Source organism: Pseudomonas sp. ok266, from assembly GCF_900110195.1.
Taxonomy (GTDB): Bacteria; Pseudomonadota; Gammaproteobacteria; order Pseudomonadales; family Pseudomonadaceae; genus Aquipseudomonas; species Aquipseudomonas neuropathica.
This window is the reverse complement of the sequence record NZ_FOCU01000001.1, coordinates 494735-519971: the sequence shown is the minus strand read 5'-3', so window position 1 is coordinate 519971 and position 25237 is coordinate 494735. Positions and strand designations below refer to the sequence as shown.

The following is a 25237-nucleotide window of genomic DNA, read 5'->3' as shown; positions in this document are numbered from 1 at the left end:
ATCTCAGGCCGGAGACATTTCCTGCGCCAGGCCGAGAAACGCCGCCGGCAACCGCGCGCCCTTCCTCTCCTTCAGGCAATACAGATATTCAGGAATCTGCGGCGCATTCTCGATCGTCAACACGCGCAACTGCGGGTCATGCGGCACTTCCTGCCGGGCAATGATGCTGATGCCGATATTGCGCAACACCGCCTCACGGATCGACTCACGGCTGCCAATCTCCAGCAACGGACCGAAACTCACCCCGGCGCTGGCCAGCAACTCTTCAGTCAGCCGCCGCGTCGTTGACCCGGTTTCGCGCATCAACAAGGTATGCCCGGCCAGTGCGCTCAATGTCACATGATCATGGGCCGCCAGCGGATGGTTGCGATGCACCGCCAGTACCAGTGGATCAGTGCCGAGCACCCGGCGAATCAATCGCGCATCGTCGAGCAACTGTGACGAAGCGGCGACGTCCACTCGGTAATCCTCCAGCGCTTCGAGCACCTGCTGCGAGTTACCGATTTCCACCGACACTTCCACCTGCGGCAAGCGCTCGCGAAAGGTCTTCACCAGATCGAGGATGTAATACGGCGCCGTCGCGGCAATGCGCAAAGTACCCTGCACCTGACCGCTGTTGCGCAGAAAAAACTCGATGTCGGCCTCCTGCTGCAACAGCGTCTTGACCATCGGCAGCAACCGCGCACCTTCGTCGCTGACGCTCAGACGCCGGCCGCCACGGTAGAACAGCTCCACCGAATACTGGCTTTCCAGATTGCGGATCTGCGTGGTCACGGTCGGTTGGCTGAGGCCGAGTTTTTTCGCCGCCAGCGTGATGCTGCCCAGGCGGGCGACCATGTAAAACGCTTTCAGCTCGGCACTCAGCACAACCTTTCCTCATCTATTTGCGCAGCAGGCGCAAACCGTTGAACACCACCAACAGGCTCACGCCCATGTCGGCGAACACCGCCATCCACATGGTGGCGAGCCCGGCGAAGGTTACCCCAAGAAAGATAGCCTTGATCACCAGTGCCAACGCAATGTTCTGTTTCAGGATGCTTGCGGTATTGCGCGACAGGCTGATGAATGCCGGAATCTTGCGCAGATCGTCGTCCATCAGGGCGACATCGGCGGTTTCAATCGCGGTGTCGGTACCGGCCGCGGCCATGGCAAAACCAATCTCGGCGCGGGCCAGTGCCGGCGCGTCGTTGATGCCGTCGCCGACCATGCCGACTCGGCGGCCCTGTGCATAAAGCTCTTCGATGGCTTGCAGCTTGTCGGTCGGCAGCAAGTCGCCACGCGCTTCGTCGATCCCGACCTGTGCGGCAATCGCTTGGGCGGTGTGGACGTTGTCGCCGGTGAGCATCAGGGTTTTCACCCCGAGTTCATGCAATTGGCGGATCGCTTCGCGGCTGGTTTCCTTGACGGTGTCGGCCACAGCGAACAGTGCCAACGGGCCAGAGCTGTCGAGCAGCAACACCACGGATTTGCCCTGTTTCTCCAGCGCGAAGAGTTTTTCTTCCAGCGCCGGCGAGCACAGGCCGAGTTCTTCGACCAGACGATGGTTGCCCAAGTGGTAGGTCTGGCCGTTGATGTCGCCTTTGACGCCCCGCCCGCCCAGCGCTTCGAAGTTATCCACAATCAGCGCGGCGAAGTTTTTATCCACAGCGGCATTGGCGATGGCCAGCGACACCGGGTGATCGGAGCGACCGGCCAGGGCAGCGGCAATTGCCGGTGCGGTGGCATCGGCGGTTGGATCGAGCGACAGGTAATCGGTCTGCACCGGTTTGCCGTGGGTGATCGTCCCGGTTTTATCCAGCGCCAGATAATCCAGTTTGAAGCCGCCCTCCAGGTACACGCCGCCCTTGACCAGAATGCCTTTGCGCGCAGCTGCCGCAAGGCCGCTGACAATGGTCACCGGGGTCGAAATCACCAATGCACATGGGCACGCGACCACCAGCAACACCAGCGCACGGTAGATCCAGTCAAACCACACAGCGCCCATGAACAGCGGCGGAATGATCGCCACGGCCAAGGCAAATACGAACACCACGGGCGTGTAGATTTTCGAGAACTGATCGACGAAGCGCTGGGTCGGCGCACGCGCGCCTTGGGCCTGCTCGACGGCGTGGATGATCCGCGCAAGAGTCGAGTTGTTCGCCGCTGCGGTCACCGCGTATTCCAGCGAACCGGCCTGGTTGATGGTGCCGGCGAAGACTTTATCGCCGACAGTTTTCTCCACCGGCAGGCTCTCACCGGTGATCGGCGCCTGGTCGATGGTCGAACTGCCGCTGACCACTTCACCGTCCAGCGCAATGCGCTCGCCGGGTTTCACCCGCACACGGGCACCGAGCTCGACGCTTTTCACGTCTTGTTCAAGCCAAGTGCCATTAGCCTGCAACACCGTGGCTTGCTCCGGCGTCATCTGCATCAGGCCACTGATCGCATTGCGCGCACGGTCCAGCGAGCGCGCTTCGATCAGCTCGGCGACGGTGAACAGGAACATCACCATCGCCGCTTCCGGCCACTGGCCGATGAGGATGGCGCCGGTGACGGCGATGCTCATCAGCGCATTGATGTTGAGGTTGCGGTTCTTCAGGGCGATCCAGCCCTTTTTATAAGTGGTGAGGCCACCGCTGAGGATCGACACCAGCGCGATGATCGCCACCACCCAGGTGGGCGCGGCGTTGGTGAAGTGGATGACTTCGGCAGCGAGGGCGCCGACACCGGACAACGCCAGCGGCCACCAGTGCTTTTTCACTGGCGCCGGGGCCGGTGCTTCGACGCCCGCCTCCAGGGGCTCGGCGTGCATGCCGAGGGATTTGATCGCTTCGGTGATCGGTTCGGTGCCCGGCAAGTTATGGGTCACGCCGAGTACGCGGTTGATCAGGTTGAATTCCAGTTGCTGCACGCCGGCGAGTTTGCCGAGCTTGTTCTGGATCAGCGTCTGCTCGGTCGGGCAGTCCATCGCCTCGATGCGGAAACTGCTCAGCCGCGCGTCAGCGCTGGTCTTTTCGCTCAGTTGCACCAGCGCAGGCGCGGCGGCTTTCGACGAGCAGCAGGAATCTTCGTGCGCATGAACCGGTGCCGGCGCAGCGACTTTCGATCCGCAGCAAGCATCGCCACCCTGTGAATGTTTATGCACAGGCTGCAATTTATGACTGTGATCGTGTCCGTCGCCGGGCTTGTGGGTGTGCTGGGAATCGCTCATTGGTCGCGTCCATGAAGGTGCCTGTTGCCAAGTAAAGACCCTGTAGCCACTATAGGGTCAAGCACCCTTTTGGAGATTGTCGTCATGAAGATTGGAGAACTGGCCAAACTCACCGACTGCGCCGTGGAAACCATCCGCTACTACGAGCGCGAAAACCTGCTGCCGGAACCGGCTCGCAGCGACGGCAACTACCGCGTTTACACCCAGGCGCACGCCGAACGCCTGACCTTTATCCGCAACTGCCGCACCCTCGACATGACCCTCGAAGAAATCCGCAGCCTGCTGGCCATGCGTGATAGCCCGCAGGATCAGTGTGAAAGCGTGAATACGCTGATCGACGAGCACATCCAACATGTGAAGGCGCGGATTGATGGCTTGTTGGCGTTGCAGACACAACTGCTCGACCTGCGCCAACGTTGTGGCGAAGGGCCGATGGCCGATCAGTGCGGAATTTTGCAGCGCCTGGAAGTGAGTGGCGGGGTAGTCGCGACGGAGGTTGAGCATTCCCACGTAGGCCGCAGCCACGGCCATTAAGACTCACGCAAAACCAAATGTGGGAGCGAGCCTGCTCGCGAAAGCGGTGTATCAGTCGACATCTCTACGACTGACACGCCCTCTTCGCGAGCAGGCTCGCTCCCACAGGGGTTTTATGCAACGGCTTACACTGCCATTGGCGCGGTCATTGGCGCGTGGTGCTCATAGCCTTCCAGCGAGAAATCGCTCGGCTCGACCAGCTCCAGCCACTCCGGCTGATAAATACCGGTCTTGGCAAACTCCGGCACACGATCCGAAATTTTCAGCTTCGGCATGGCGAACGGCTCGCGCTTGAGCTGTTCGTTGAGCATGTCCAGATGGTTCTCGTAGACGTGCGCATCACCGATGAAATAGGTGAACCAGCGCGGCGTGTAGCCGGTCAGGCGACCGATCAGGCTCAGCAGTGCGGCGCCTTCGGTGAGGTTGAACGGCGTGCCCAGACCCAGATCGTTAGAACGGATGTAGAGGGTCAGGGAAATTTCCTTGGTCTCGACATTCGGGTGGAACTGGTACAGCAGGTGGCACGGCGGCAGGGCCATTTCATCGAGCTGGGCGACGTTCCAGCCGTGGAACAGAATGCGGCGGCTGCCCGGATCGTTGATGATCGTGTCGACGCACTGACGCACCTGGTCGATGGCTTTGTACAGCACCACGTAGGCCTGGCCGTCTTCTTCGCCTTGAGCGATCTGCTTGTAGCCGTTGGCCAGGGTTTGTTCGATGGCGGCGGTGTTGCTCAGCGGGATCTGCTTGTACGCCGGCCATTTGCGCCATTGCACGCCGTAGATTTCGCCGAGGTCGTCGTCGCCCTGACGGAACGGGTTGGCCAGCCACTGCGCGTTTTCGTTGGCGTTCTGGTCCCAGACCTTGCAGCCCAGCGCCCGGAATTCAGCGGCATTGTTCACGCCACGGAGAAAACCGCACATCTCGCCGATGGCCGATTTGAAGGCCATTTTGCGCGTGGTGATCGCCGGAAAACCTTCCTGCAGATCGAAACGCAGCATCGCACCCGGGAAACTGATGGTGTTGATGCCGGTGCGGTTGGCCTGTTTGGTGCCGTTCTGAATGACGTGCGAGACCAGTTCGAGATATTGCTTCATGAGTTACCTGTGTCCTTTGAGCCCCGGCGTCGCGCGCCGGGGTTCGTAGTTTAAGCCGTCGGCGCGAGCGGTGCTGCCGGTGCGCGACGATAGGCCAGCCAGATCAGGAACAGCCCGCCGACGATCATCGGTACGCAGAGCACCTGGCCCATGGTCAGCCAGTTCCAGGCCAGATAGCCCAGTTGCGCATCCGGGACGCGGACGAACTCGACGATGAACCGGAAGATGCCGTAGAACAGCGCGAACATGCCGGAAACGGCCATGGTCGGACGCGGTTTGCGCGAGAAAATCCACAGGATCAGGAACAGCGCCACGCCTTCCAGCGCGAATTGGTACAGCTGCGACGGGTGACGCGGCAGTTGCGCCGGATCGCTGAACGGCGGGAAGACCATCGCCCATGGCACGTCGGTGGCCTTACCCCACAACTCGGCGTTGATGAAGTTACCGATGCGCCCAGCACCCAGGCCGATCGGCACCATTGGTGCGACGAAGTCCATCAACTGGAAGAACGACTTGCCGTTACGCTTGCCGAACCACAAGGCTGCGAGCATCACGCCGATGAAACCGCCGTGGAACGACATGCCGCCCTTCCACACTTCGAAAATCAGCGTCGGGTTGGCCAGGTAGGCACTCAGATCGTAGAACAGCACGTAACCCAGACGTCCGCCGACGATCACGCCCATCGACATCCAGAAGACCATGTCGGAGAGTTTCTCCTTGGTCCAGGTCGGGTCGAAACGGTTGAGCCGGCGCGACGCCAGCAGCCACGCACCGCCGATGCCGACGAGGTACATGAGACCGTACCAGTGGATTTTCAGCGGACCGATGGCCAGGGCCACCGGGTCGATCTGCGGGTAAGGCAGCATTGCGACTCCTCGTTAGAGTTGAAACCAAAATTCCCGGGCGACGCTGCCACCACAGGATTAAGCCAGGATTGCGAAGTGGTTAAAGCAAGAAGCTCAGACCCACGCTGAACAGCAAAGCGGCGAACAGCCGTTTCAGCAAGCGCGGCGACAATCTGTGCGCCAAACGCGCGCCGATGCGGGCGAAGACCATACTGGTCAGGGCGATGCCAAGCAGCGCCGGTAAATAAACAAAACCGAGACTATGCGGTGGCAACAACGGATCGTGCCACCCCAGAATCATGAAACTTAATGCACTGACCAGGGCGATCGGCAGACCGCAGGCCGATGAGGTTGCCACGGCTTGCTGCATCGGCACGCTGCGCCAGGTCAGGAACGGCACGGTCAGCGAACCGCCGCCCACGCCAAAAATCGCCGAGGCCCATCCGATGATGCTACCGGCCACGGTCAGACCGAGTTTACCCGGCACCGTTCGGCTGGCCTTGGGTTTGATGTCCAGCGCCAGTTGCACCGAGATGATCAAGGCAAACACGCCGATGATCTTTTGCAGGTGCGGCCCGGAAATCGCTTCCGCAGTCAGCGCGCCGAAACCTGCACCGAGCAGGATGCCAACGGCCATCGACATGAAGATCGGCCAGCGCACTGCGCCTCGACGGTGATGCTCACGCACGGCGTTGACCGAGGTGAAGATGATCGTCGCCAGCGAAGTGCCGACCGCCAGATGCGTGAGGATCGACTGATCGAAGCCCTGCAAGGTGAAACTGAACACCAGCACCGGCACGATGATGATCCCGCCGCCAACCCCGAACAGCCCGGCCAGCACGCCCGCACAGGCGCCCAGCGCCAGATAGAGCAGAAATTCCATGACCGTCTCCCCAGACCGCATCCGCAAAACCGGAGCGGCATGGTAACGGATGCACACCCTTTGGCTCCACTGGCGATGGATGCACGGACGCCGGATGCGTAGAGTGAGCAAAAAACACACAAGGACCACCTTATGTGCCTGATTGTTTTCGCCTGGCGCCCGGGCCATGCCCAGCCGCTGATCGTCGCGGCCAACCGTGACGAGTTCTACGCCCGGCCAAGCCTGCCACTGGCGCCATGGCCAGAGGCGCCGCATGTGCATGCCGGACGTGATCTTGAGGCCGGCGGGAGTTGGCTGGGGATTGGCGCCAACGGGCGCTTTGCCGCGCTGACCAATATTCGCGATCCGCAGCAGGCGCCAGCGCGTAAGTCGCGGGGTGAGTTGGTGGCGCGGTTTCTGACCGGCGATGCGTCGATTGATGATTATTTGAGCGAAGTGGTCGGGCGTGCGGCGGAATATGCCGGGTTTAATCTGCTGCTCGGTAATAGTCATGAGCTGTGGCACTTCAATGCGCGGATGTCGGAACCGGTGATGCTGGGATCGGGGGTTTACGGATTATCCAATGCCGGGCTGGATACGCCGTGGCCGAAGTTGCTCAAGGCCAAGGCAGCGTTAGGTGCAGTGCTGGATGATCCGACGCCTGCGCGGTTGTTGGGGTTGTTGAGTGATGCGCAGGTTGCGCCGTCGGCTGAGCTGCCGGATACAGGGGTGGGGTTGGCGACTGAGACTTTGTTGTCGAGTGTGTTTATTGCCAGTCAGAGTTATGGGACGCGGGCGAGTACGGCGTTGATCGTTCAGGCGGACGGGACTCGGCGGATGGTGGAGCGGAGTTTTGGGCCGTATGGCGGGCATCTTGGGGAAGTTGAGGTTTGTGTCTAAGAGCTGACCCTCACCCCAGCCCTCTCCCGGAGGGAGAGGGGGCCGACCGAGGTGTCTTGCGCCATACACCGACCTGAAAGACCGAGTCGATTATGGATTCGGCACAGCACTATCAGGTCGGGGCGCTTCGATTATGGATTCAGCACAGCCCTTTCAGGTCGGCGTAAGTCCGCAGCATCCCCGGATCAGTCCCCTCTCCCTCTGGGAGAGGGTTAGGCGGGCGGCGTTCCGATGAGGGGCTTTTGATTCAGAGGGCCTTGACCACCGCCGGCGGATGCATCTTCGACAACCCAAGGTTCTTCAGCGCCAATTGCAGCGAGCTGTGGATAACTTGCGGGTTGTCGATAGTCATCAGCTCCGCCAGCAATTCCTGAGCCTTGCTCAAATTGACCTGACGCAGCATCCACTTCACTTTCGGCAAGTTGGTGGCGTTCATCGACAGGCTGTCGAAGCCCATCGCCATCAACAGCACTGCCGCCGCCGGATCACCGGCCATTTCGCCGCAGATACTCACCGGTTTGCCTTCGGCATGGGCATCGCGCACCACGGTCTGCAGGGCTTGCAGCACCGCCGGATGCAGGTAGTCGTAGAGATCGGCCACACGCGGGTTGTTACGGTCGACCGCCAGCAAATACTGGGTCAAGTCGTTGGAACCGACGGACAGGAAGTCGACCATCCGCGCCAGCTCCTTGGTCTGGTACACCGCTGCCGGGATCTCGATCATCACGCCGATCGGCGGCATCGGCACGTCGGTGCCTTCGTCGCGCACTTCGCCCCAGGCCCGGTGGATCAGGTGCAGGGCTTCTTCGAGCTCGTGGGTGCCGGAGATCATCGGCAGCAGAATCCGCAGGTTGTTCAGGCCTTCGCTGGCCTTGAGCATCGCGCGGGTCTGCACCAGGAAGATTTCCGGGTGGTCGAGGGTGACGCGAATGCCGCGCCAGCCGAGGAACGGGTTGTCTTCCTTGATCGGGAAGTACGACAGCGACTTGTCACCGCCGATGTCGAGGCTGCGCATGGTCACCGGTTGCGGGTGGAACGCGGCGAGCTGCTCGCGGTAGATCGCCAGTTGTTCCTTCTCGCTCGGGAAGCGCTGGTTGATCATGAACGGCACTTCGGTGCGGTACAGGCCGACACCTTCGGCGCCACGCTTCTGCGCCCGCGCCACATCGGCCAGCAGGCCGGTGTTGACCCACAGCGGCATGCGGTGGCCATCGAGGGTCACGCACGGCAGGTCACGCAGGGTGTCGAGGCCCAGCGCCAGTTGTTTCTCTTCTTCGACGACTTCGGCGAACTGCTTGCGCAGCACTTCGCTCGGGTTGGTGTAAACCTCACCGCGTGTGCCGTCGACGATCATTTCGATGCCGTCGACCTTGGCGTACGGCAGGTCGACCAGACCCATCACCGTCGGAATGCCCATCGCTCGGGCGAGGATCGCGACGTGCGAGTTACCCGAGCCGAGTACCGAGACCAGACCGACCAGCGTGCCTTCCGGCACCTCGCCGAGCATCGCCGGCGTCAGTTCTTCGCTGACCAGAATGGTTTTTTCCGGGTAGACCAGGTTCTGCTGGCGCTCTTCCTGCAAGTAGGCGAGCAGACGGCGACCAAGGTCTTTGACGTCCGAGGCACGCTCACGCAGGTAGGCGTCGTCCATCAATTCGAAACGGTTGACGTGTTCCGTGACCACCTGACGCAGCGCGCCCTGGGCCCACTGGCCGGTCTTGATCACGGTGGTGATTTCGCTGCCCAGCGAGGCATCGTCGAGCATCATCAGGTAGACGTCGAACAGTGCGCGCTCTTCCGGGCGCAGTTGGGTCGCGAGTTTGGCGGACAACGCGCGCATGTCGGCGCGCACGCCTTCGATGGCGGTCTTGAACAGCGCCAGTTCAGCGTCGATGTCGGTGATGGTCTTGTCGGGCACCACGTCGAGATCGGCCGGCGGCAGCATGACCACCGCGGTACCGACCGCCGCACCCGGCGAGCCCGGCACGCCGACGAACTTGGCTTCTTGAATACCCTTGCCCTGACGGCCCAGACCACGGATCGAACCGGTGGCCTCGGCATGGGCGATAACGCCTGCAAGCTGGGCGCTCATGGTCACGAGGAAGGCTTCTTCACCCTCGTCGAACTGGCGGCGTTCTTTTTGCTGGATGACCAACACGCCGACGACGCGGCGGTGGTGAATGATCGGTGCACCGAGGAACGAGGCGTAACGCTCTTCACCGGTTTCGGCGAAGTAGCGGTAGCGCGGGTGATCCGCAGCGTTTTCGAGGTTCAGGGGTTCTTCACGCGTGCCGACCAGACCGACCAGACCTTCGTTGGGTGCCATGCTGACCTTGCCGATCGAGCGCTTGTTCAAGCCCTCGGTGGCCATCAGGACGAAGCGGTTGGTCTCGGGATCAAGCAGGTAGACCGAGCAGACCTGGCTGCCCATGGCCTCTTTGACGCGCAACACAATAATCCCCAACGCCGCCTTGAGATCCTTGGCGGAGTTAACTTCCTGGACGATCTTGCGCAGCGTATTGAGCATGGCTCGGGGTCGAACTCCGTCGTCAGTCGCGCGCTAAAAGGCGCGGGGCAAGCTCTTTGAGGGCGCGGCGATACACCTCGCGCTTGAATGTCACCACCTGGCCCAACGGATACCAATAGCTGACCCAGCGCCAGCCATCGAACTCCGGTTTACCGGTCAAATCCATCCGCACCCGCTGCTCGTTGGAGATCAGGCGCAGGAGAAACCATTTCTGTTTCTGGCCGATGCACAGCGGTTGGCTGTGCGTACGCACCAGACGTTGCGGCAAACGATAGCGCAACCAGCCCCGGGTACAGGCCAGTATTTCAACATCTTCACGTTCCAGGCCAACTTCTTCGTTCAGCTCGCGGTACAAGGCGTCTTCCGGCGTCTCTTCAGGGTTGATTCCCCCTTGCGGAAACTGCCAGGCATCTTGATTGATACGGCGAGCCCATAGCACCTGGCCGGCGTCATTCGTCAGAATGATCCCGACATTGGGGCGGAAACCATCGGGGTCGATCACGGCAACAACCTCGCAAACGCATGTCGCCGCATTGTTCCACAAAGGTTGATAAGGCGGCAACGAGGCTTCCTACCTTATGTGCACTCTTGTGAAAAGACCGTATTCTTGTCGCCTTTTTACTGACTTTTCAGCGGGTAACTGCAATGCGCCTGGCTCTATTCGATTTGGACAACACCCTTCTGGGCGGCGACAGCGATCACGCCTGGGGCGACTATCTGTGTGAACGCGGCTTCCTCGACCCGATTGCGTACAAGGCGCGCAACGACGAGTTTTATCAGGATTACCTGGCAGGCAAACTGGATAACGCCGCGTACCTGAACTTCTGCCTGGAGATCCTCGGCCGCACCGAAATGGCCGTGCTTGAGCAATGGCACAGCGATTACATGCGCGACTGCATTGAGCCGATCGTATTGCCGAAGGCGCTGGAACTGCTGAAAAAACACCGGGACGCCGGCGACAAACTGGTGATCATCACCGCGACCAACCGCTTCGTCACCGCGCCGATTGCTGTGCGTCTGGGCGTTGAAACCCTGATTGCCACCGAATGCGAGATGGTTGATGGCCGCTACAGCGGGCGCAGCACCGACATTCCGTGCTTTCGCGAAGGCAAGGTCACGCGCCTGAACCGTTGGCTGGAGGAAACCGGGTATTCGCTGGATGACAGCTATTTTTATAGCGATTCGATGAATGACTTGCCGCTGCTGGAGCAGGTGGCGAATCCGGTCGCGGTGGATCCGGATCCGAATCTGCGTGCTGAAGCCGAGAAGCGTGGCTGGCCGGTTATTACTCTGCGCGACTGAAATCGCTATCGCGAGCAGGCTCACTCCTACAGGGGAACGCATTCCAATGTAGGAGTGAGCCTGCTCGCGAATGGGGTCGACACGGTCTCAAGCCTTAAACAGGCTTGGCCCCCATCAACCCGGCAATGGCGAGAAACCCGACGCCGCTGACAATCGCCAGGGCCAGATTGAATTTCCAGTTGCCAACCCCCGTTGTCCACAGCCGATTAAGCCGCACCAACAACCACACTGCACTCAACGTGGCCACGGCATAAATCACGCTGGACCCCAGAATCCACAACTGCCCCAATGGCCAGCCGATCAGGTGCACCAGCCACCAGCCGGTGAAAGGCATGCTCAGCATACCGATCAGCATCAAACACCAGATAAACAGCCAGGGACGCTGCATCGTGCTGGCCGGCCCTTCGCTGCGATTACGCCAGGTCAGGGCGGCAAGCCCCAGCCCGCTCGCGAGTATGACCACGGTCGCCGCGACGTGAAGGACTTTCAGGGTGGTCAGGGTTTCCATGTAATTCTCTTCCTTGGGCCATGCCCATCAGCGTAGCCGCTCAGCCAAGAAACAGCTGATAGGCCGGGTTTTCGCTTTCATCCCAGTACGGGTAACCGATTTCCTCAAGCGCCGCCGGCACCAGATGACGTTCGTCGTGCGGTACTTGCAGACCGGCGACCACGCGACCATCGGCAGCGCCGTGGTTGCGGTAGTGGAACATCGAGATGTTCCAGCGCCCACCGAGCTTGTTGAGGAAATTGAACAGCGCGCCCGGACGCTCCGGGAACTCGAAGCGGAACACCACTTCATCAATCACGTGCGCCGCGTGGCCGCCGACCATGTGGCGGATATGCAGCTTGGCCAGTTCGTTATCGGTCAGGTCGAGTACCGGGAAACCCTGCTCGGTCAGGCTCGCCAGCAATGCACTGCGCGGATCGTTTTCCGGATGGGTCTGCACGCCAACGAAAATGTGCGCTTCGCTGCCGGTGTTGTAGCGGTAGTTGAATTCGGTGATCTGGCGCTTGCCGATCGCTTCGCAGAACGCCTTGAAGCTGCCGGCCTTCTCGGGGATGGTCACAGCGATTATCGCTTCGCGGCCTTCACCCAGTTCGGCGCGTTCGGCGACGTGGCGCAGGCGATCGAAGTTGACGTTGGCGCCGGAGTCGATGGCCACAAAGGTCTGGCCGCTGACGCCGCGCAACTCGACGTACTTCTTGATCCCGGCCACGCCCAATGCGCCGGCAGGTTCGGTGATCGAGCGGGTATCGTCGTAGATATCCTTGATAGCCGCACAGATCTCGTCAGTGCTGACGGTGATCACTTCATCGACGTAGTCCTTGCAGATGTCGAAGGTGTGCTGGCCAATCTGCGCCACCGCCACGCCGTCGGCGAAGATGCCCACGGTCGGCAATACGACGCGCTCACCGGCGGCCATTGCCGCTTGCAGGCAGTTGGAGTCGTCCGGCTCGACGCCGATGACTTTGATGTCCGGACGCAGGTATTTCACGTAGGCAGCGATGCCGGCGATCAGGCCGCCGCCGCCGACCGGAACGAAAATCGCGTCCAGTGGCTGCGGGTGCTGGCGCAGAATTTCCATCGCCACAGTGCCCTGCCCGGCAATGGTGTGCGGATCATCGTACGGGTGAATGTAGACGTAGCCTTTTTCATCGACCAGTTTCAGCGAGTACGCCAGAGCTTCCGGGAACGAGTCACCGTGCAGCACTACTTTGCCGCCACGCGAGCGCACGCCTTCGACTTTGATCTCGGGGGTGGTCTTGGGCATGACGATGGTGGCTTTGACGCCCAGCACTTTCGCCGCCAGGGCCAGACCTTGCGCATGGTTGCCCGCCGACGCAGTGACCACGCCACGGGCACGCTCTTCGTCAGTCAGCTGGGTGAGTTTGTTGTAGGCGCCGCGAATCTTGAACGAGAACACCGGCTGCAAGTCTTCACGCTTGAGCCAGATGTCATTGCCCAGCCGCTCGGAGAGCTGGCGAGCGTTCTGCAACGGGGTTTCTACGGCAACGTCATAAACGCGCGAGGTGAGGATCTTTTTGACGTACTGTTCGAGCATCGGAAAGCATCACTGAGCGGGTTGGGCAGGGCCAAGGAGTCTAACCCGGCTTTTGCCCGGACGACCACACGAATCCAGAGGTTTTAGCCTCGCTTGCGGCTATAATGCCGGCCTTTCCGTTCTCACCTTGCCCGCTTCCGGAGCCCGCATGACCCAGGATCAACTCAAACAGGCAGTAGCTCAGGCCGCCGTCGACTTCATCCTTCCGAAACTCGACGACAAGAGCATCGTCGGGGTCGGCACCGGCTCCACCGCCAACTGCTTCATCGACGCCCTGGCCCAGCACAAGGGCGCCTTCGATGGCGCGGTGGCCAGTTCCGAAGCTACCGCCGCGCGCCTCAAGGGCCACGGGATTCCGGTGTATGAGCTGAACACCGTCAGCGACCTGGAGTTCTACGTCGACGGCGCCGATGAAAGCGACGCGCACCTGAACCTGATCAAGGGCGGCGGCGCAGCGCTGACCCGCGAGAAGATCGTTGCCGCCGTGGCCAAGACCTTCATCTGCATCGCCGACGCCAGCAAACTGGTGCCGGTGCTGGGCGAGTTCCCGCTGCCGGTCGAAGTGATCCCGATGGCCCGCAGCCACGTCGCGCGTCAATTGGTGAAACTGGGCGGCGACCCGGTGTACCGCGAAGGCGTTTTGACCGATAACGGCAACATCATTCTGGATGTGTTCAACCTGCAGATCACCAACCCGGTGGAGCTGGAAGCGCAGATCAATGCGATCGTCGGCGTGGTCACCAACGGCTTGTTCGCGGCGCGTCCGGCGGACTTGCTGTTGCTGGGCACCAGTGAAGGTGTGAAAACCCTGAAGGCTGAGTAAGCCCAGACTGCCCGAAATTAATGGGCAGACGAATAAACCTGTGGGAGCGAGCTTGCTCGCGAATGCGCCAGTTCAGCCAACATCTTCATTGGCTGACACGACGCCTTCGCGAGCAAGCTCGCTCCCACAGTGTTTTGTGGTGTTGGTTAGTTCGGGGTTGGTTTTTTGAAGACGTAAAACAGGTTCGGCTCGCTCACCAGATACAACGTCCCGTCATCATCCATCGCAATGCCTTCCGCCTGCGGCACGGTTTTCTTCAAACCCTGCCGGCCGCCACTGATGGACATGGTGCTCAACGGCCGTCCGCCGACATCCAGCTCCAGAATCAACCGCGACTCATCCGACAGCGCCAGCAAATGCCCGCTGCGCTCGTCGTATTGCAAACTCGACAGATCGCGCACAAACATCCCAGCGTCACGCTTGGGGTCGTTGATCACATGCACCGCGTAGGACTTTTCCGGATTGAAGTGCGGAAAACCGTGCACTTCGTAGATGAGCATCGGATTACGCTCTTTCGCGACAAACAGACGCTTGCCCACCGAGTCATACGCCAGGCCTTCAAAACCTTTGTTGCTGGCCATATGCACGCCGAGGGTCATCTGCTCGGCGTCCGCCGCGTCGAGGAATGTGGTGCCTGCCTCCAAGTGAATCTTGATCAGTCGCTGCTGACGCTCATCAGTGATCACGTAGGTGTCGGCGCTGATGTACTCGACGGCTTCGGGATCGCCAAAACCAATCAGGGCAATGCGCCGCAGGATCTTGCCTTCAAGCGACAGTTCGACCAGCTCGGAATTCTTGTTGGTCACGGTGAACAGGCTTTTGCGCACCGGATCGAAGGTCAGCGCCGAAACATCGTCGTCCAGCCCGTCAATCACCCGCGCCTCAATCTCCACGCGGTACTGATTTAGCCCAATCGACTCGCTACTCTGCGGTTGCCACAGGGTGTGCAAGTTAAACCAGGCGCGCTCGAACAAGCGCATGTATTGACCGATCGCAATCAACGCGATCAGGGCAATCACCGACAGGAAGATAATCAGAGGCTTGGGGCGGGCAAGTCGACGCATGTGGATGGCTCGGGATCAAAACAGGCGGATGAAATATCACGCCCGTCTGAACTGAAGCTTAATGGCCACTTGCCTCAAACCACAAGCCAACCCCTGTAGGAGCTGCCGAAGGCTGCTATTTCTGTTTTTCGAAGCGATAGAACAGGTTGGGCTCGCTGACCATGTACAGCGTACCTGCCTCGTCCATGGTCACGCCTTCGGCGCGGGGAATGGTGTTTTTCAGGCCATTGAAGCCGCCAAGCAGGGTCATGAAGCTGACCTGTTCGCCCTTCTCGTCCAGTTCCAGCAGCAGATGCGAGTCGGCGGACAGCACCAGTGTGTGCTGAGTGCGCGGGTCAATCGCCAAGGCCGAGAGGTTGCGAATATCCAGTTCATCACTGGCAAGTTTCTGCTTGTCGCCCTTGAGGGTCTGGCTGCCATCGCTCTTCCAGGTGAACAGCGCCGGTGGCCGCTCCTCACCGAGCAGCAATTGCTGGTTGTGGGAATCCCAGGTAATGGCTTCGAAGGCTTTGTTCTGGTCTTTCGACGGGCCGAGGTCGTATTTCGGGAAGTCGGCGATATTCAGCTCGCGAGTATCGGCATCGACTTTGACGATCGACAGCATGTGCTGACGCTCGTCGACGATGGCCATCAAGCCGTTTTCCATCATCGTCAGGCCTTCCGGATTGCTCCAGCCCACCAGCGGCATTTTGCGCAGTACATCGCCCTGTAACGTCAGTTCAGCGAGAAACGGGTTCTTGCCCATCACCGAGAACAGCGTTTTGGTCTGCGGGTTGTAAGCCAGATCCGAAGCCTCGTCCTTCTCCATACCCTTCAGCGGTTTGGCATCGATGACCACCCGATAGTCCGGCAGCCAGATGCTTTCCTTCTGCTCGGCCTGGCTTTCAAAGCGCTCCTGCAGCCAAAGCACACCGCGATCATCCCAATGCATGGCAAACGCCAAGGCATATGCCGCGGCAAGCACCAGCAACAGCCAGACATACCAGCGCAGGGCGAAACGTGAACGGCGGGTGGGTTTGAGCTGAGTTTGAGATGACATCGAGGGACGCGTTCCGAAAATTCAGGCTATGGGTAATAGCACAAAGAGGCCGGCTCAGACGCCAGAATGAGAGGAATTATCCGTACAGGATGTGAAAAAAACGGCAAATGGCGGGATTGCCGTGTGTTGCCAACCATCTTCAGGGCACCCCAAAACAATGTGGGAGCGAGCCTGCTCGCGAAGACGGAGTGTCAGGCAACGATGATGTCGACTGACCTGGCGCCTTCGCGAGCAGGCTCGCTCCCACAGAGGATTTGTAGTGTGGCGGTTAGCGCACGCTGCTGTTGAAGCTGCTCGCGCCAACCAGTTCGAGAACGATGTCATCGCCAACGTTCAGCGGGCCAACGCCCACTGGCGTGCCGGTGAGGATCACGTCACCGGCCTGCAGCGAGAAGCAGCCGGCCATGTGCTGGATCATCGGCACGATCGGGTTGAGCATCGCGCTGCTGTTGCCGTCCTGGCGCACTTCGCCGTTGATGGTCAGGCGAATGCCGATGTCGGTCAGGTCAGCGAAGGTGCTGCCAACCACGAACGGGGCGATCACCGCTGCGCCGTCAAACGACTTGGCGATTTCCCACGGCAGGCCCTTGGCTTTCAGCTCGGCCTGTTTGTCGCGCAGGGTCAGATCCAGTGCCGGGGCAAAACCAGAGATGGCGTCGAGCACTTCTTCACGGCTCGGCTTGGTCGACAACGGCTTGCCGATCAACACGGCGATTTCCGCTTCGTAGTGCACTGAACCGCGCTCGGTCGGAATGCTGAAACCGCCTTCCAGCGGCACCACGCAACTGCCCGGTTTGATGAACAGCAACGGCTCGGTAGGCACCGGATTGTCCAGTTCCTTGGCGTGTTCGGCGTAATTGCGGCCAATGCACACGACTTTCCCGATCGGGAAGTGAATGCGCGTACCGTCGACGTACTGGTGCTGATAGCTCATTTACCGACTCCTGCCTTCATTGATTCATCAAAGATTGTCGATCAAACCGCAAAAATCTTGCCCGGGTTCATGATGCCGTTCGGGTCGAACACCGCTTTCACCGCTTTCATGTACTCGATTTCGACCGGGGAACGGCTGTAGGTCAAGTAATCGCGCTTTGTCATGCCGACGCCGTGCTCGGCGGAGATCGAACCGTTGTACTTCTCGACGGTTTCAAACACCCACTTGTTGACGGTCGCGCATTTGGCGAAGAACTCGTCCTTGCTCAGGTTATCCGGCTTGAGAATGTTCAAGTGCAGGTTGCCGTCGCCGATGTGGCCGAACCAGACGATTTCGAAGTCCGGATAGTGTTCGCCGACGATCGCGTCGATTTCCTTCAGGAACGCTGGCACTTTCGACACGGTGACCGAGATGTCGTTCTTGTACGGCGTCCAGTGCGAGATGGTTTCGGAGATGTACTCGCGCAGCTTCCACAGGTTCTGCAGCTGGGTTTCACTCTGGCTCATCACGCCGTCGAGCACCCAGCCCTGTTCGACGCAGTGCTCGAAGGTTTCCAGTGCGCTGTTGGCCACTTCTTCAGTAGTCGCTTCAAACTCCAGCAACGCATAGAACGGGCAGTCGGTTTCGAATGGCGCCGGTACGTCGCCACGGCCCATGACCTTGGCCAAGGCCTTATCGGAGAAGAATTCGAACGCGGTCAGGTCGAGCTTGCCCTGGAAGGCGTGCAGCACCGGCATGATCGAGTCGAAATCGGCGGTGCCGAGAACCATCGCGGTGAGGTTTTTCGGCGCACGATCGAGGCGCATGGTCGCTTCGACGACGAAACCGAGCGTGCCTTCAGCGCCAATGAACAGCTGACGCAGGTCGTAACCGGTGGCGTTCTTGATCAGGTCTTTGTTCAGTTCCAGCACATCACCCTTGCCGGTGACGACTTTCATGCCGGCCACCCAGTTGCGGGTCATGCCGTAGCGAATCACCTTGATTCCGCCGGCATTGGTGCCGATATTGCCGCCAATCTGACTGGAACCTGCCGAGGCGAAGTCGACCGGGTAGTACAAGCCTTTTTCTTCGGCAACGTTCTGCAAATGCTCGGTGACCACGCCCGGCTGACACACGGCAGTGCGGTCGGTGAGGTTAACATCGAGAATCTGATTCATGTAGTCGAAGGAGACGACCACTTCGCCGTTGGCCGCCACCGCAGCGGCGGAAAGCCCGGTGCGCCCGCCCGACGGCACCAGCGCAATCTTGTGGGTGTTGGCCCAACGCACCACGGCCTGCACTTGCTCGATGGTCTTGGGAAACACGATGGCGCTTGGCGCCGGGGCGAAGTGCTTGGTCCAATCCTTGCCGTACGCATTCAGGGAGTCGGCGTCGGTCAGGACCTTGCCAGGCTCGACCAGGGTCTTCAGTTCATCAATCAGGGCAGGATTGGTCATCGACAGAACTCTCGAACAATTCATGGTCATCCTGAGAACGCTTCACGTCGCAGGAATGAGTGTTTAGCGGGGAGGCTATGCTAGCATACCGACCCCGCAGGCCAGTGCCCAAGGCCAGTTCTGCGGTAACGGCTTTCCTGCCGTTTGGGTCAGCTCCAGGCTGCTCCCCTCCCTGCCATTTTTCTCCGGGATACAGGTTTACGCAGATGAGCAAGACTTCTCTCGATAAGAGCAAGATCAAGTTCCTTCTTCTCGAAGGCGTCCACCAATCGGCTGTCGACGTCCTCAAGGCGGCGGGCTACACCAGCATCGAATACCTGACAGGTTCCTTGCCGGAAGCCCAGCTCAAGGAAAAGATCGCTGACGCTCACTTCATCGGCATTCGTTCGCGCACCCAACTGACCGAAGAGATCTTCGATCATGCGAAGAAGCTGGTCGCGGTCGGCTGTTTCTGCATCGGCACCAACCAGGTTGACCTGAGTGCTGCCCGCGAGCGCGGTATCGCCGTGTTCAACGCGCCGTACTCCAACACTCGCTCCGTCGCCGAGCTGGTGCTGGCCGAAGCGATCCTGCTGCTGCGCGGCATCCCTGAGAAAAACGCTTCCTGCCACCGTGGCGGCTGGATCAAATCCGCAGCCAACTCCTTCGAGATCCGTGGCAAGAAACTCGGCATCGTCGGCTACGGCTCGATCGGTACGCAGTTGTCGGTTCTGGCTGAAGGTCTGGGCATGCAGGTGTACTTCTATGACACCGTGACCAAGCTGCCACTGGGCAACGCGACTCAAATCGGTAGCCTGACCGAACTGCTGGGCATGTCCGACATCGTCACCCTGCACGTTCCGGAAACCGCTGCGACCCAGTGGATGATCGGCGAGAAGGAAATCCGCGCCATCAAGAAGGGCGGCATCCTGATCAACGCCGCGCGCGGCACCGTGGTCGAACTGGACGCCCTGGCGGACGCGATCAAGGACAAGCACCTGATCGGCGCGGCCATCGACGTATTCCCGGTGGAGCCTCGTTCCAACGACGAAGAGTTCGAAAGCCCGCTGCGTGGCCTCGACAACGTGATCCTGACCCCGCACATCGGTGGCTCGACCGCAGAAGCACAAGCCAACATCGGTCTGGAAGTGGCAGAAAAACTGGTCAAGTACAGCGACAACGGTACCTCCGTTTCGTCGGTGAACTTCCCGGAAGTGGCCCTGCCGGCTCACCCTGGCAAGCACCGCCTGCTGCACATCCACGAGAACATCCCGGGTGTGATGAGCGAGATCAACAAGGTCTTCGCCGAAAACGGCATCAACATCTCCGGTCAGTTCCTGCAGACCAACGAGAAAGTCGGTTACGTGGTAATCGACGTCGACGCCGAGTACTCGGATCTGGCGCAAGAGAAGCTGCAGCACATCAACGGCACTATCCGTAGCCGCGTGTTGTTCTGATCAAGCGTTGAGCGACAAAAAAAGGGAGCCTTCGGGCTCCCTTTTTCATGCACGCCGAAACGTTATTCGACGTTGACGGTGATTTTCTTCGAGACGATGGGTGGATCGAACGGCATGTGGCCGCTGTCGCCCAGTTCAAGCTGCAGAGTGTGCTTGCCCGGCGCCAACTTGACGTCCGCCTGAGTCTGCGCTTTACCGAAGTGCATGTGGTTGGCGTCATTCGGAATCGGTGCGCCAGCGGCCGGCAGCTTGTCGACGTCGATCAGCAGGTGATGGTGACCGGTGTTCTTGGTGACGTCACCGGCCGGTGCCAGCGCGACGTCCTTGGTACCGAATTTGACGGTGAAGGTCTGCGAAACCGTGGCCCCGTCTTCGGGAGAAACGATGAACACTTCGGCACCTTTGGGGGCCGGTGTCGCCGCACTGGCCAGCACCGAAACACCCATCAGCACACCCGCCAGCGCTGCACGTGACATAAAGCTTTTCATTTTCTTCTCCAGTTTTTCCGTAAAATCCGCAGGGTCATGACAACTTCATGACCATTCGTTGTCGAAGGCACTCGACAACCATAGCAAAGCGAGCCTCACTCAGAGCGTCGCGATAATGATTTCAAAGGAGTGACCATGCGCTTTCTGCCTGGCCTGATCTGCCTGCTACCCCTTCTGAGCCCTTTGGCTCACGCCGAACTGATTGATGACGTCAATGACCGTGGCGAGCTGCGCATTGCCCTTGAGGCTAATACACCGCCCTTCAATTTCAAGGATGGCGACACACTCACGGGGTTCGAGGTCGAGCTTGGGCAACTGCTGGCCAACGAGCTGGATGTGCGCGCCGACTTCATCGTCACTGACGAAGCCGACCTGCTCCAGGGCGTTGAAAGCGGCAAGTACGACGTTGCGCTCAACCACATAGCACTGACACCCGAACTCAAGGATCGTTTCGACTTCAGCGAGCCGTACGGCAAGGTCGATTCGCAGCTGCTGGCGAAGAAGGATGAGCAGCCACGGCCGATGGTGCTGGTGCAGGCGCTTACGGAAGAGAAGCCGAAAGCGGCAGCGCCGGTGGATTTGGCGATTCCGTTCCAGAAGGGTAATCCGGCGTTTCAGGCCAGCCTTGCGAGCGCGATGGAGCGGATCAAGGCGGATGGACGTTTGGCAGCGCTGACTGAGAAGTGGTTGAAGCCTTAAAAGCCCCTCACCCTAGCCCTATCCCAAAGGGAGAGGGGACTGATTGGGGGATGCTTGAGAGGTACGCCGACCTGAAATGGATGTGCCGAATCCGAAATCGACTGGTCATGGCTTTGTCGATTCCATAATCGATCGGTCATGGCTGTGTCGAATCCATAGTCGACAAGGTGTTTCAGGTCGATGGACAGCGCCAGACACCTCGGTCGGCCCCCTCTCCCTACGGGCGGTCCGACGTTTCGGGAGGGCTGGGGTGAGGGCAACGATTCCGGATCAGCCCAAAGCCGCCAGAGCCACCGCAGCCTCAGGCAATTCAAGCTCACTGAACACCTGCACACCATGGCGCTTGAGCAACGCGGCCGTTACGCCTTCGCCGGAGACTTTCACTCCGCTGAACGTCCCGTCATACGTCAGCAGATTCCCGCAAGAAGGACTGTTGGCCTTAAGCACCGCCACGCGGATGCCATATTTCTGCACCAGCTCCAGCGCCTGCTGCGCACCATCCAGAAACTGCGCGCTGACATCCTCGCTCTCAGTGGTGATTACCGATGCGACGCCATCGAGCACTTCACTGCCCTGCCCGCCCGGAATCTCCGCCGCCGCCCGTGGCGTCGGCAATCCGCCAGCGACCTCCGGACACAGCGGCACCACCCGCCCTTCAGCGATCCACTGTTCGAGCAGATCGAACGGCCCGCTCGCGCCACCGTCGTAACGCACGCGATGGCCCAACAGGCAGCGGCTGACCAGAATCTTTTCCATCTCAGAACGGCTCGTTGCCACGGCGGCGGAACCAGCCGGTCAGCGACAGGCGCTCGCGGTTCGCCGGCAGCACTTCATGAGGCACTTCACCGGAAAGGAACACCACCAAGCAACCGCCGGTAGGCTGCACGTCGTGCACGCGCTCATCGCTCAGGTACATTCGCAATTGACCGCCATCCTCCGGCAACCAGGCATCATTGAGGTAGACCACCACTGACACCATGCGTTTGTCATCGTCGCGAAAACGGTCGACATGCCTGCGATAGAACGCGCCCGGCGGATACAGCGCGAAATGGCATTCAAAATCCTCAAGCCCGAGAAACAGGCCACGGTTAAGCGCCTCACGCAGGCTTTCCATCAAGTTCAGATAACGGTCGCTGGCCTCGGCCTGGCCGGGGTCGATCCACTGAATGTGGTCGCCCCGAATCCCTTCGCGGATCTCTGAAAACGGCCCGCGACCGACAGCCGCCGGCGCCAGCTCACCCTCGGCCTCACGTTTACGGCACTCGGCCGCCAGCTCGCGGGTCAAACCGGCGGGCAGGAATATGTTCTGCTGCGACCAGCCGTGTTCCGCCAGGTCGTCGACGATGCGTAACAGCAGTGGGTGTTCAGAGGATATTTGCATGGCGCGCATAGTATGTCGGCGGCAAGAAATCCGACAGAGCCACGCGGCGGCTTGCTACGAATTCTCGACAAGTACCGGCACCGCACGGAGAATAGTCCGCTGCTGACAGGAGTCCCTATGCGCCGTTTGCTTTTTTCACTGTTGATGTTCTGCGTTTTGCCCGCCTGGGCGGACGGCCACGATCAGTTATACAAGGTCGCCGGCTGGCCAGATCAACGTGCGCATTTCAATGACGCCCTGACTGCTGCGCAGCAGCGCTACCAGAACAGCCTGCCGCCCGCCGTGTTTCAGGCACTGGTGAACAACAGCAACCAGCGCTTCGCCCCGCAAGCTGTGGATCAACGCGCCGAGGCGCAACTGCGGCAGAAGCTCGCTGATCCAAAACCGGCCCTGACTTTCTTTCAATCGCCGCTGGGCAAGAAAATTGTCGCGGCTGAATTGCTCGCCACCCGTCGCGATCAACTGGCGAAAAATGCCAAGGGCTTGCCGAAGATGCAGGCCAGCGACAGCCGTCTGCTGATCATTGGCCACCTCGCTCAGGCCTTGCCGGCGCGTGAGGCCGGCGCCGAAGTGAGCCTGGCGATTGCCGGCGTGGCGGCGGACAGTTTGAGTTCGATGATCCCGGGATTGCTCGGTGGCGGTCAGGCGCAGGGCATGCTCAATGGTCAGCGCCAGCGTTTGATGGATCAGATTGGCGCGGACATCAACAACACGCTGCTCTACGTGTATCGCGACTTGTCGGATGAAGAGCTGGAGGAGTTTGCGACATTTGCCGAATCGACTGAGGGCAAGGCTTATTACCAGGCAGCGTTGGCGGCGATTCGCGCGGGGTTGGCGGTCGGGCAATGATCCTTGCTGCCTGACAAACCGCCTTCGCGAGCAAGCTCACTCCCACATTGGATCTTCAGCGGACACAAAATTTGTGAGCATCCCGCCCCCCCCTGTGGGAGCGAGCTTGCTCGCGAAGAGGCCCTCACAGGCGCTAAAGATTCCGGCCCCTGATGCGCTTGCTCAGAAACTCGAAATACTCTTCCCGCATCTCCGCCGTTTCATTCGCCAGATGATGCCGCGCCTCGGCCAGCAACAGGATCTGCGGTCGATCGAACTTCCACTTCATCACCTGCAAATTGTGTTGCCAGTCCACCGTCATGTCCGCCTGTCCCTGAATGATCAGCGGCCGTCGCGGACTTTTTTTCGCGTGCTCGACGCGGATGATCCAGCGTGACAGCGCGCCCACCCATTTGGTCGGCAAGCGCCGTGGCTGCAACGGATCGGCCTGGAGAAACGGCAGGAAATCCGGGTCATTGGAATTCTCGCTAAAGCGTCGCGTGACACCCCGAACGAAAGGCCGGAGCAGGTAATAACTAAATTGCGACCAGCCCCATGCCCTTGGACGCACCAGCGGCGCCAGCAAAATCACCTGGCCTTGCGCCGGGCTGTTTTCGCCATGGTTGAGCAGATGATCAACCACAATCGCCCCGCCGGTGCTTTGCCCGCACAAGTGCCACGGCTGCGGCAACGCGATCGACTGCGCTTCGGCGAACAACGCTTGCAGGACGTCCTGGTATTCAGAGAAATCGCGGATGCTCGCACGCGGCCCGCTCGACAGACCATGCCCCGGCAAATCACAGGCGATTACCGCAAAGTCTTGATCCAGCGCCCACTCGATCACATGCCGATACAGCCCGGTGTGATCGTAGTAACCGTGCAGCAGAAACAGCGTCGCCTTGACCTTCTCCGGCCACCAGCAATGGCTGACCACTTCATAGCCATCGACTTCGAAACGGCCCATGCCACGCCAGACATCGCGATGGGGAAAGTCGGTCTGGTAGAAGCGCTGGTAGGCCTTGGCCTCGTCCGACAACGGCTGCCACTCGGCCAAAGGCTTGAGGCTGGCGCGGATTTGATCGGGGTCGAAAGTGGCAGGCATGCGGGAATTCCAAAGCGGTAAACAGACTTTATCGGCCTGCGATATTCATCTGTCGGAGCAAGCATGGCAAGCTAGCCCACCTCTTCTGGAACGAAAACCATGCGTTCGCCCTACCGCACCGCACTGTTTGCCAGCCTGCTCGCGCTGATTTGCGCCGGGGTACTGTGGGCGGCGTACGACTGGTTTCAGGGGCGTTATCTGCGCGCGTTCAGCGAACACACGGCGGTATTTTCCGGTGATCCGCTGCGCCTGCCGGACAACCTCGCCGGTCCCGGCAAGATTCGCCTGGTACATTTCTGGGACCCGGCCTGCCCGTGCAACGTCGGCAATCAACAGCACCTGACCGAGATGGTCGAGCGGTTTGGCGGCAAAGGCGTGGAGTTCTTCGCCGTGCAGAAAACCGGCAGCCACGGTCAGTTGCCCACGACCCTCAGCAGTCTGAAAACCATCACGATATTGCCCGGCTCCGAACAGGTTCCGGGCAGCCCGGCCGTGGCGATCTGGGACCGCAGCGGTAAGCTGGCGTACTTCGGCCCCTACAGCGAAGGCCTGACCTGCAATTCCAGCAACAGCTTTATCGAACCGATTTTGAATGCCCTGACGGAGGATCGCCCGGTCGATGCCACGCACACCCTGGCGGTCGGTTGTTATTGCCCGTGGCCGGTGGAAACGCCGTAAGGCATTCCG

Annotated in this window: 25 protein-coding genes; 8 read left to right on the top strand and 17 right to left on the bottom strand. The window is 60.2% G+C overall.

What is annotated here, in order from left to right:
* Positions 1–3: 3 nt before the first annotated feature.
* Entirely contained in the window at positions 4–867 is an 864-nt protein-coding gene (locus BMY54_RS02465) for a LysR family transcriptional regulator (RefSeq protein ID WP_093429801.1), read from the bottom strand.
* Between the two features lie 13 nt (positions 868–880).
* Positions 881–3190: a heavy metal translocating P-type ATPase gene (locus BMY54_RS02460; RefSeq protein WP_093429800.1), complete on the bottom strand. Its 2310-nt coding sequence runs from the start codon at positions 3188–3190 to the stop codon at positions 881–883.
* 84 nt (positions 3191–3274) lie between these two features.
* On the opposite strand from BMY54_RS02460, the gene cadR reads away from it, so the two are divergent.
* Positions 3275–3724 carry a Cd(II)/Pb(II)-responsive transcriptional regulator gene (gene cadR / locus BMY54_RS02455; protein ID WP_016983204.1) on the top strand — a complete coding sequence of 150 codons (450 nt, stop codon included), beginning with the start codon at positions 3275–3277 and terminating at the stop codon, positions 3722–3724.
* Between the two features lie 125 nt (positions 3725–3849).
* Here the strand turns inward: cadR and BMY54_RS02450 are convergent, their stop codons facing one another.
* The 3 genes from BMY54_RS02450 to BMY54_RS02440 form a co-directional block, all read right to left on the bottom strand.
* On the bottom strand, positions 3850–4821 hold the full coding sequence (locus BMY54_RS02450; protein ID WP_093429799.1) for a thymidylate synthase: 972 nt from the start codon (positions 4819–4821) through the stop codon (positions 3850–3852).
* A gap of 50 nt (positions 4822–4871) precedes the next feature.
* A complete protein-coding gene (gene lgt, locus BMY54_RS02445; protein ID WP_016983202.1) occupies positions 4872–5687 on the bottom strand; it encodes a prolipoprotein diacylglyceryl transferase in 816 nt (271 codons plus the stop codon).
* Positions 5688–5766: 79 nt separating this feature from the next.
* Positions 5767–6549 (bottom strand): sulfite exporter TauE/SafE family protein, encoded by a 783-nt coding sequence (locus tag BMY54_RS02440; protein WP_093429798.1) that lies wholly within the window; start codon positions 6547–6549, stop codon positions 5767–5769.
* 132 nt (positions 6550–6681) lie between these two features.
* On the opposite strand from BMY54_RS02440, the gene BMY54_RS02435 reads away from it, so the two are divergent.
* Entirely contained in the window at positions 6682–7428 is a 747-nt protein-coding gene (locus BMY54_RS02435) for an NRDE family protein (RefSeq protein WP_093429797.1), read from the top strand.
* 247 nt (positions 7429–7675) lie between these two features.
* Here the strand turns inward: BMY54_RS02435 and ptsP are convergent, their stop codons facing one another.
* Together ptsP and BMY54_RS02425 are read right to left on the bottom strand one after the other, a co-directional pair.
* On the bottom strand, positions 7676–9955 hold the full coding sequence (gene ptsP / locus BMY54_RS02430; RefSeq protein ID WP_093429796.1) for a phosphoenolpyruvate--protein phosphotransferase: 2280 nt from the start codon (positions 9953–9955) through the stop codon (positions 7676–7678).
* A 22-nt stretch (positions 9956–9977) separates the two neighbouring features.
* Positions 9978–10457 carry an RNA pyrophosphohydrolase gene (locus tag BMY54_RS02425; RefSeq protein WP_003229203.1) on the bottom strand — a complete coding sequence of 160 codons (480 nt, stop codon included), beginning with the start codon at positions 10455–10457 and terminating at the stop codon, positions 9978–9980.
* Between the two features lie 143 nt (positions 10458–10600).
* Here BMY54_RS02425 and BMY54_RS02420 point away from each other — a divergent pair, with 143 nt between their 5' ends.
* A complete protein-coding gene (locus BMY54_RS02420; RefSeq protein ID WP_093429795.1) occupies positions 10601–11257 on the top strand; it encodes a histidinol-phosphatase in 657 nt (218 codons plus the stop codon).
* A gap of 94 nt (positions 11258–11351) precedes the next feature.
* Here the strand turns inward: BMY54_RS02420 and BMY54_RS02415 are convergent, their stop codons facing one another.
* Entirely contained in the window at positions 11352–11765 is a 414-nt protein-coding gene (locus BMY54_RS02415) for a DUF2269 family protein (RefSeq protein WP_093429794.1), read from the bottom strand.
* A gap of 40 nt (positions 11766–11805) precedes the next feature.
* The gene (gene ilvA, locus BMY54_RS02410; protein ID WP_041072159.1) at positions 11806–13320 is read right to left on the bottom strand and encodes a threonine ammonia-lyase, biosynthetic; all 1515 of its coding nucleotides are present in this window, start codon (positions 13318–13320) and stop codon (positions 11806–11808) included.
* Positions 13321–13468: 148 nt separating this feature from the next.
* Between ilvA and rpiA the strand changes: the two genes are divergently transcribed.
* Positions 13469–14143 carry a ribose-5-phosphate isomerase RpiA gene (gene rpiA / locus BMY54_RS02405; protein ID WP_007913886.1) on the top strand — a complete coding sequence of 225 codons (675 nt, stop codon included), beginning with the start codon at positions 13469–13471 and terminating at the stop codon, positions 14141–14143.
* A gap of 146 nt (positions 14144–14289) precedes the next feature.
* Here rpiA and BMY54_RS02400 read toward each other — a convergent pair whose 3' ends face one another.
* From BMY54_RS02400 to BMY54_RS02385, 4 genes are all read right to left on the bottom strand, one after another.
* Complete coding sequence (locus BMY54_RS02400; RefSeq protein ID WP_093429793.1) at positions 14290–15207, bottom strand: SdiA-regulated domain-containing protein; 918 nt, start codon at positions 15205–15207, stop codon at positions 14290–14292.
* A gap of 115 nt (positions 15208–15322) precedes the next feature.
* Positions 15323–16246 (bottom strand): SdiA-regulated domain-containing protein, encoded by a 924-nt coding sequence (locus BMY54_RS02395; protein WP_093429792.1) that lies wholly within the window; start codon positions 16244–16246, stop codon positions 15323–15325.
* 268 nt (positions 16247–16514) lie between these two features.
* Positions 16515–17180: a fumarylacetoacetate hydrolase family protein gene (locus tag BMY54_RS02390; protein WP_093429791.1), complete on the bottom strand. Its 666-nt coding sequence runs from the start codon at positions 17178–17180 to the stop codon at positions 16515–16517.
* Positions 17181–17221: 41 nt separating this feature from the next.
* Positions 17222–18616, bottom strand: coding sequence for an FAD-binding oxidoreductase (locus BMY54_RS02385; RefSeq protein ID WP_026000500.1), 1395 nt, complete (start codon positions 18614–18616; stop codon positions 17222–17224).
* 206 nt (positions 18617–18822) lie between these two features.
* Between BMY54_RS02385 and serA the strand changes: the two genes are divergently transcribed.
* Positions 18823–20052: a phosphoglycerate dehydrogenase gene (gene serA / locus BMY54_RS02375; protein ID WP_008085296.1), complete on the top strand. Its 1230-nt coding sequence runs from the start codon at positions 18823–18825 to the stop codon at positions 20050–20052.
* Positions 20053–20114: 62 nt separating this feature from the next.
* On the opposite strand, the gene BMY54_RS02370 is transcribed toward serA, so the two are convergent.
* Complete coding sequence (locus BMY54_RS02370; RefSeq protein WP_093429790.1) at positions 20115–20540, bottom strand: DUF4399 domain-containing protein; 426 nt, start codon at positions 20538–20540, stop codon at positions 20115–20117.
* 135 nt (positions 20541–20675) lie between these two features.
* On the opposite strand from BMY54_RS02370, the gene BMY54_RS02365 reads away from it, so the two are divergent.
* Complete coding sequence (locus BMY54_RS02365; RefSeq protein WP_093429789.1) at positions 20676–21239, top strand: transporter substrate-binding domain-containing protein; 564 nt, start codon at positions 20676–20678, stop codon at positions 21237–21239.
* A gap of 270 nt (positions 21240–21509) precedes the next feature.
* On the opposite strand, the gene BMY54_RS02360 is transcribed toward BMY54_RS02365, so the two are convergent.
* Together BMY54_RS02360 and BMY54_RS02355 are read right to left on the bottom strand one after the other, a co-directional pair.
* Positions 21510–21995 carry a 2-thiouracil desulfurase family protein gene (locus BMY54_RS02360; RefSeq protein ID WP_093429788.1) on the bottom strand — a complete coding sequence of 162 codons (486 nt, stop codon included), beginning with the start codon at positions 21993–21995 and terminating at the stop codon, positions 21510–21512.
* A gap of 1 nt (position 21996) precedes the next feature.
* Positions 21997–22629, bottom strand: coding sequence for a 2OG-Fe(II) oxygenase (locus tag BMY54_RS02355; protein WP_093429787.1), 633 nt, complete (start codon positions 22627–22629; stop codon positions 21997–21999).
* 108 nt (positions 22630–22737) lie between these two features.
* Here BMY54_RS02355 and BMY54_RS02350 point away from each other — a divergent pair, with 108 nt between their 5' ends.
* Positions 22738–23469: a DUF2059 domain-containing protein gene (locus tag BMY54_RS02350; RefSeq protein WP_093429786.1), complete on the top strand. Its 732-nt coding sequence runs from the start codon at positions 22738–22740 to the stop codon at positions 23467–23469.
* Between the two features lie 133 nt (positions 23470–23602).
* Here the strand turns inward: BMY54_RS02350 and BMY54_RS02345 are convergent, their stop codons facing one another.
* On the bottom strand, positions 23603–24550 hold the full coding sequence (locus BMY54_RS02345; RefSeq protein WP_093429785.1) for a phospholipase BipL: 948 nt from the start codon (positions 24548–24550) through the stop codon (positions 23603–23605).
* 99 nt (positions 24551–24649) lie between these two features.
* Here BMY54_RS02345 and BMY54_RS02340 point away from each other — a divergent pair, with 99 nt between their 5' ends.
* Positions 24650–25228, top strand: coding sequence for a DUF6436 domain-containing protein (locus BMY54_RS02340; RefSeq protein ID WP_093429784.1), 579 nt, complete (start codon positions 24650–24652; stop codon positions 25226–25228).
* Positions 25229–25237 lie beyond the last annotated feature (9 nt).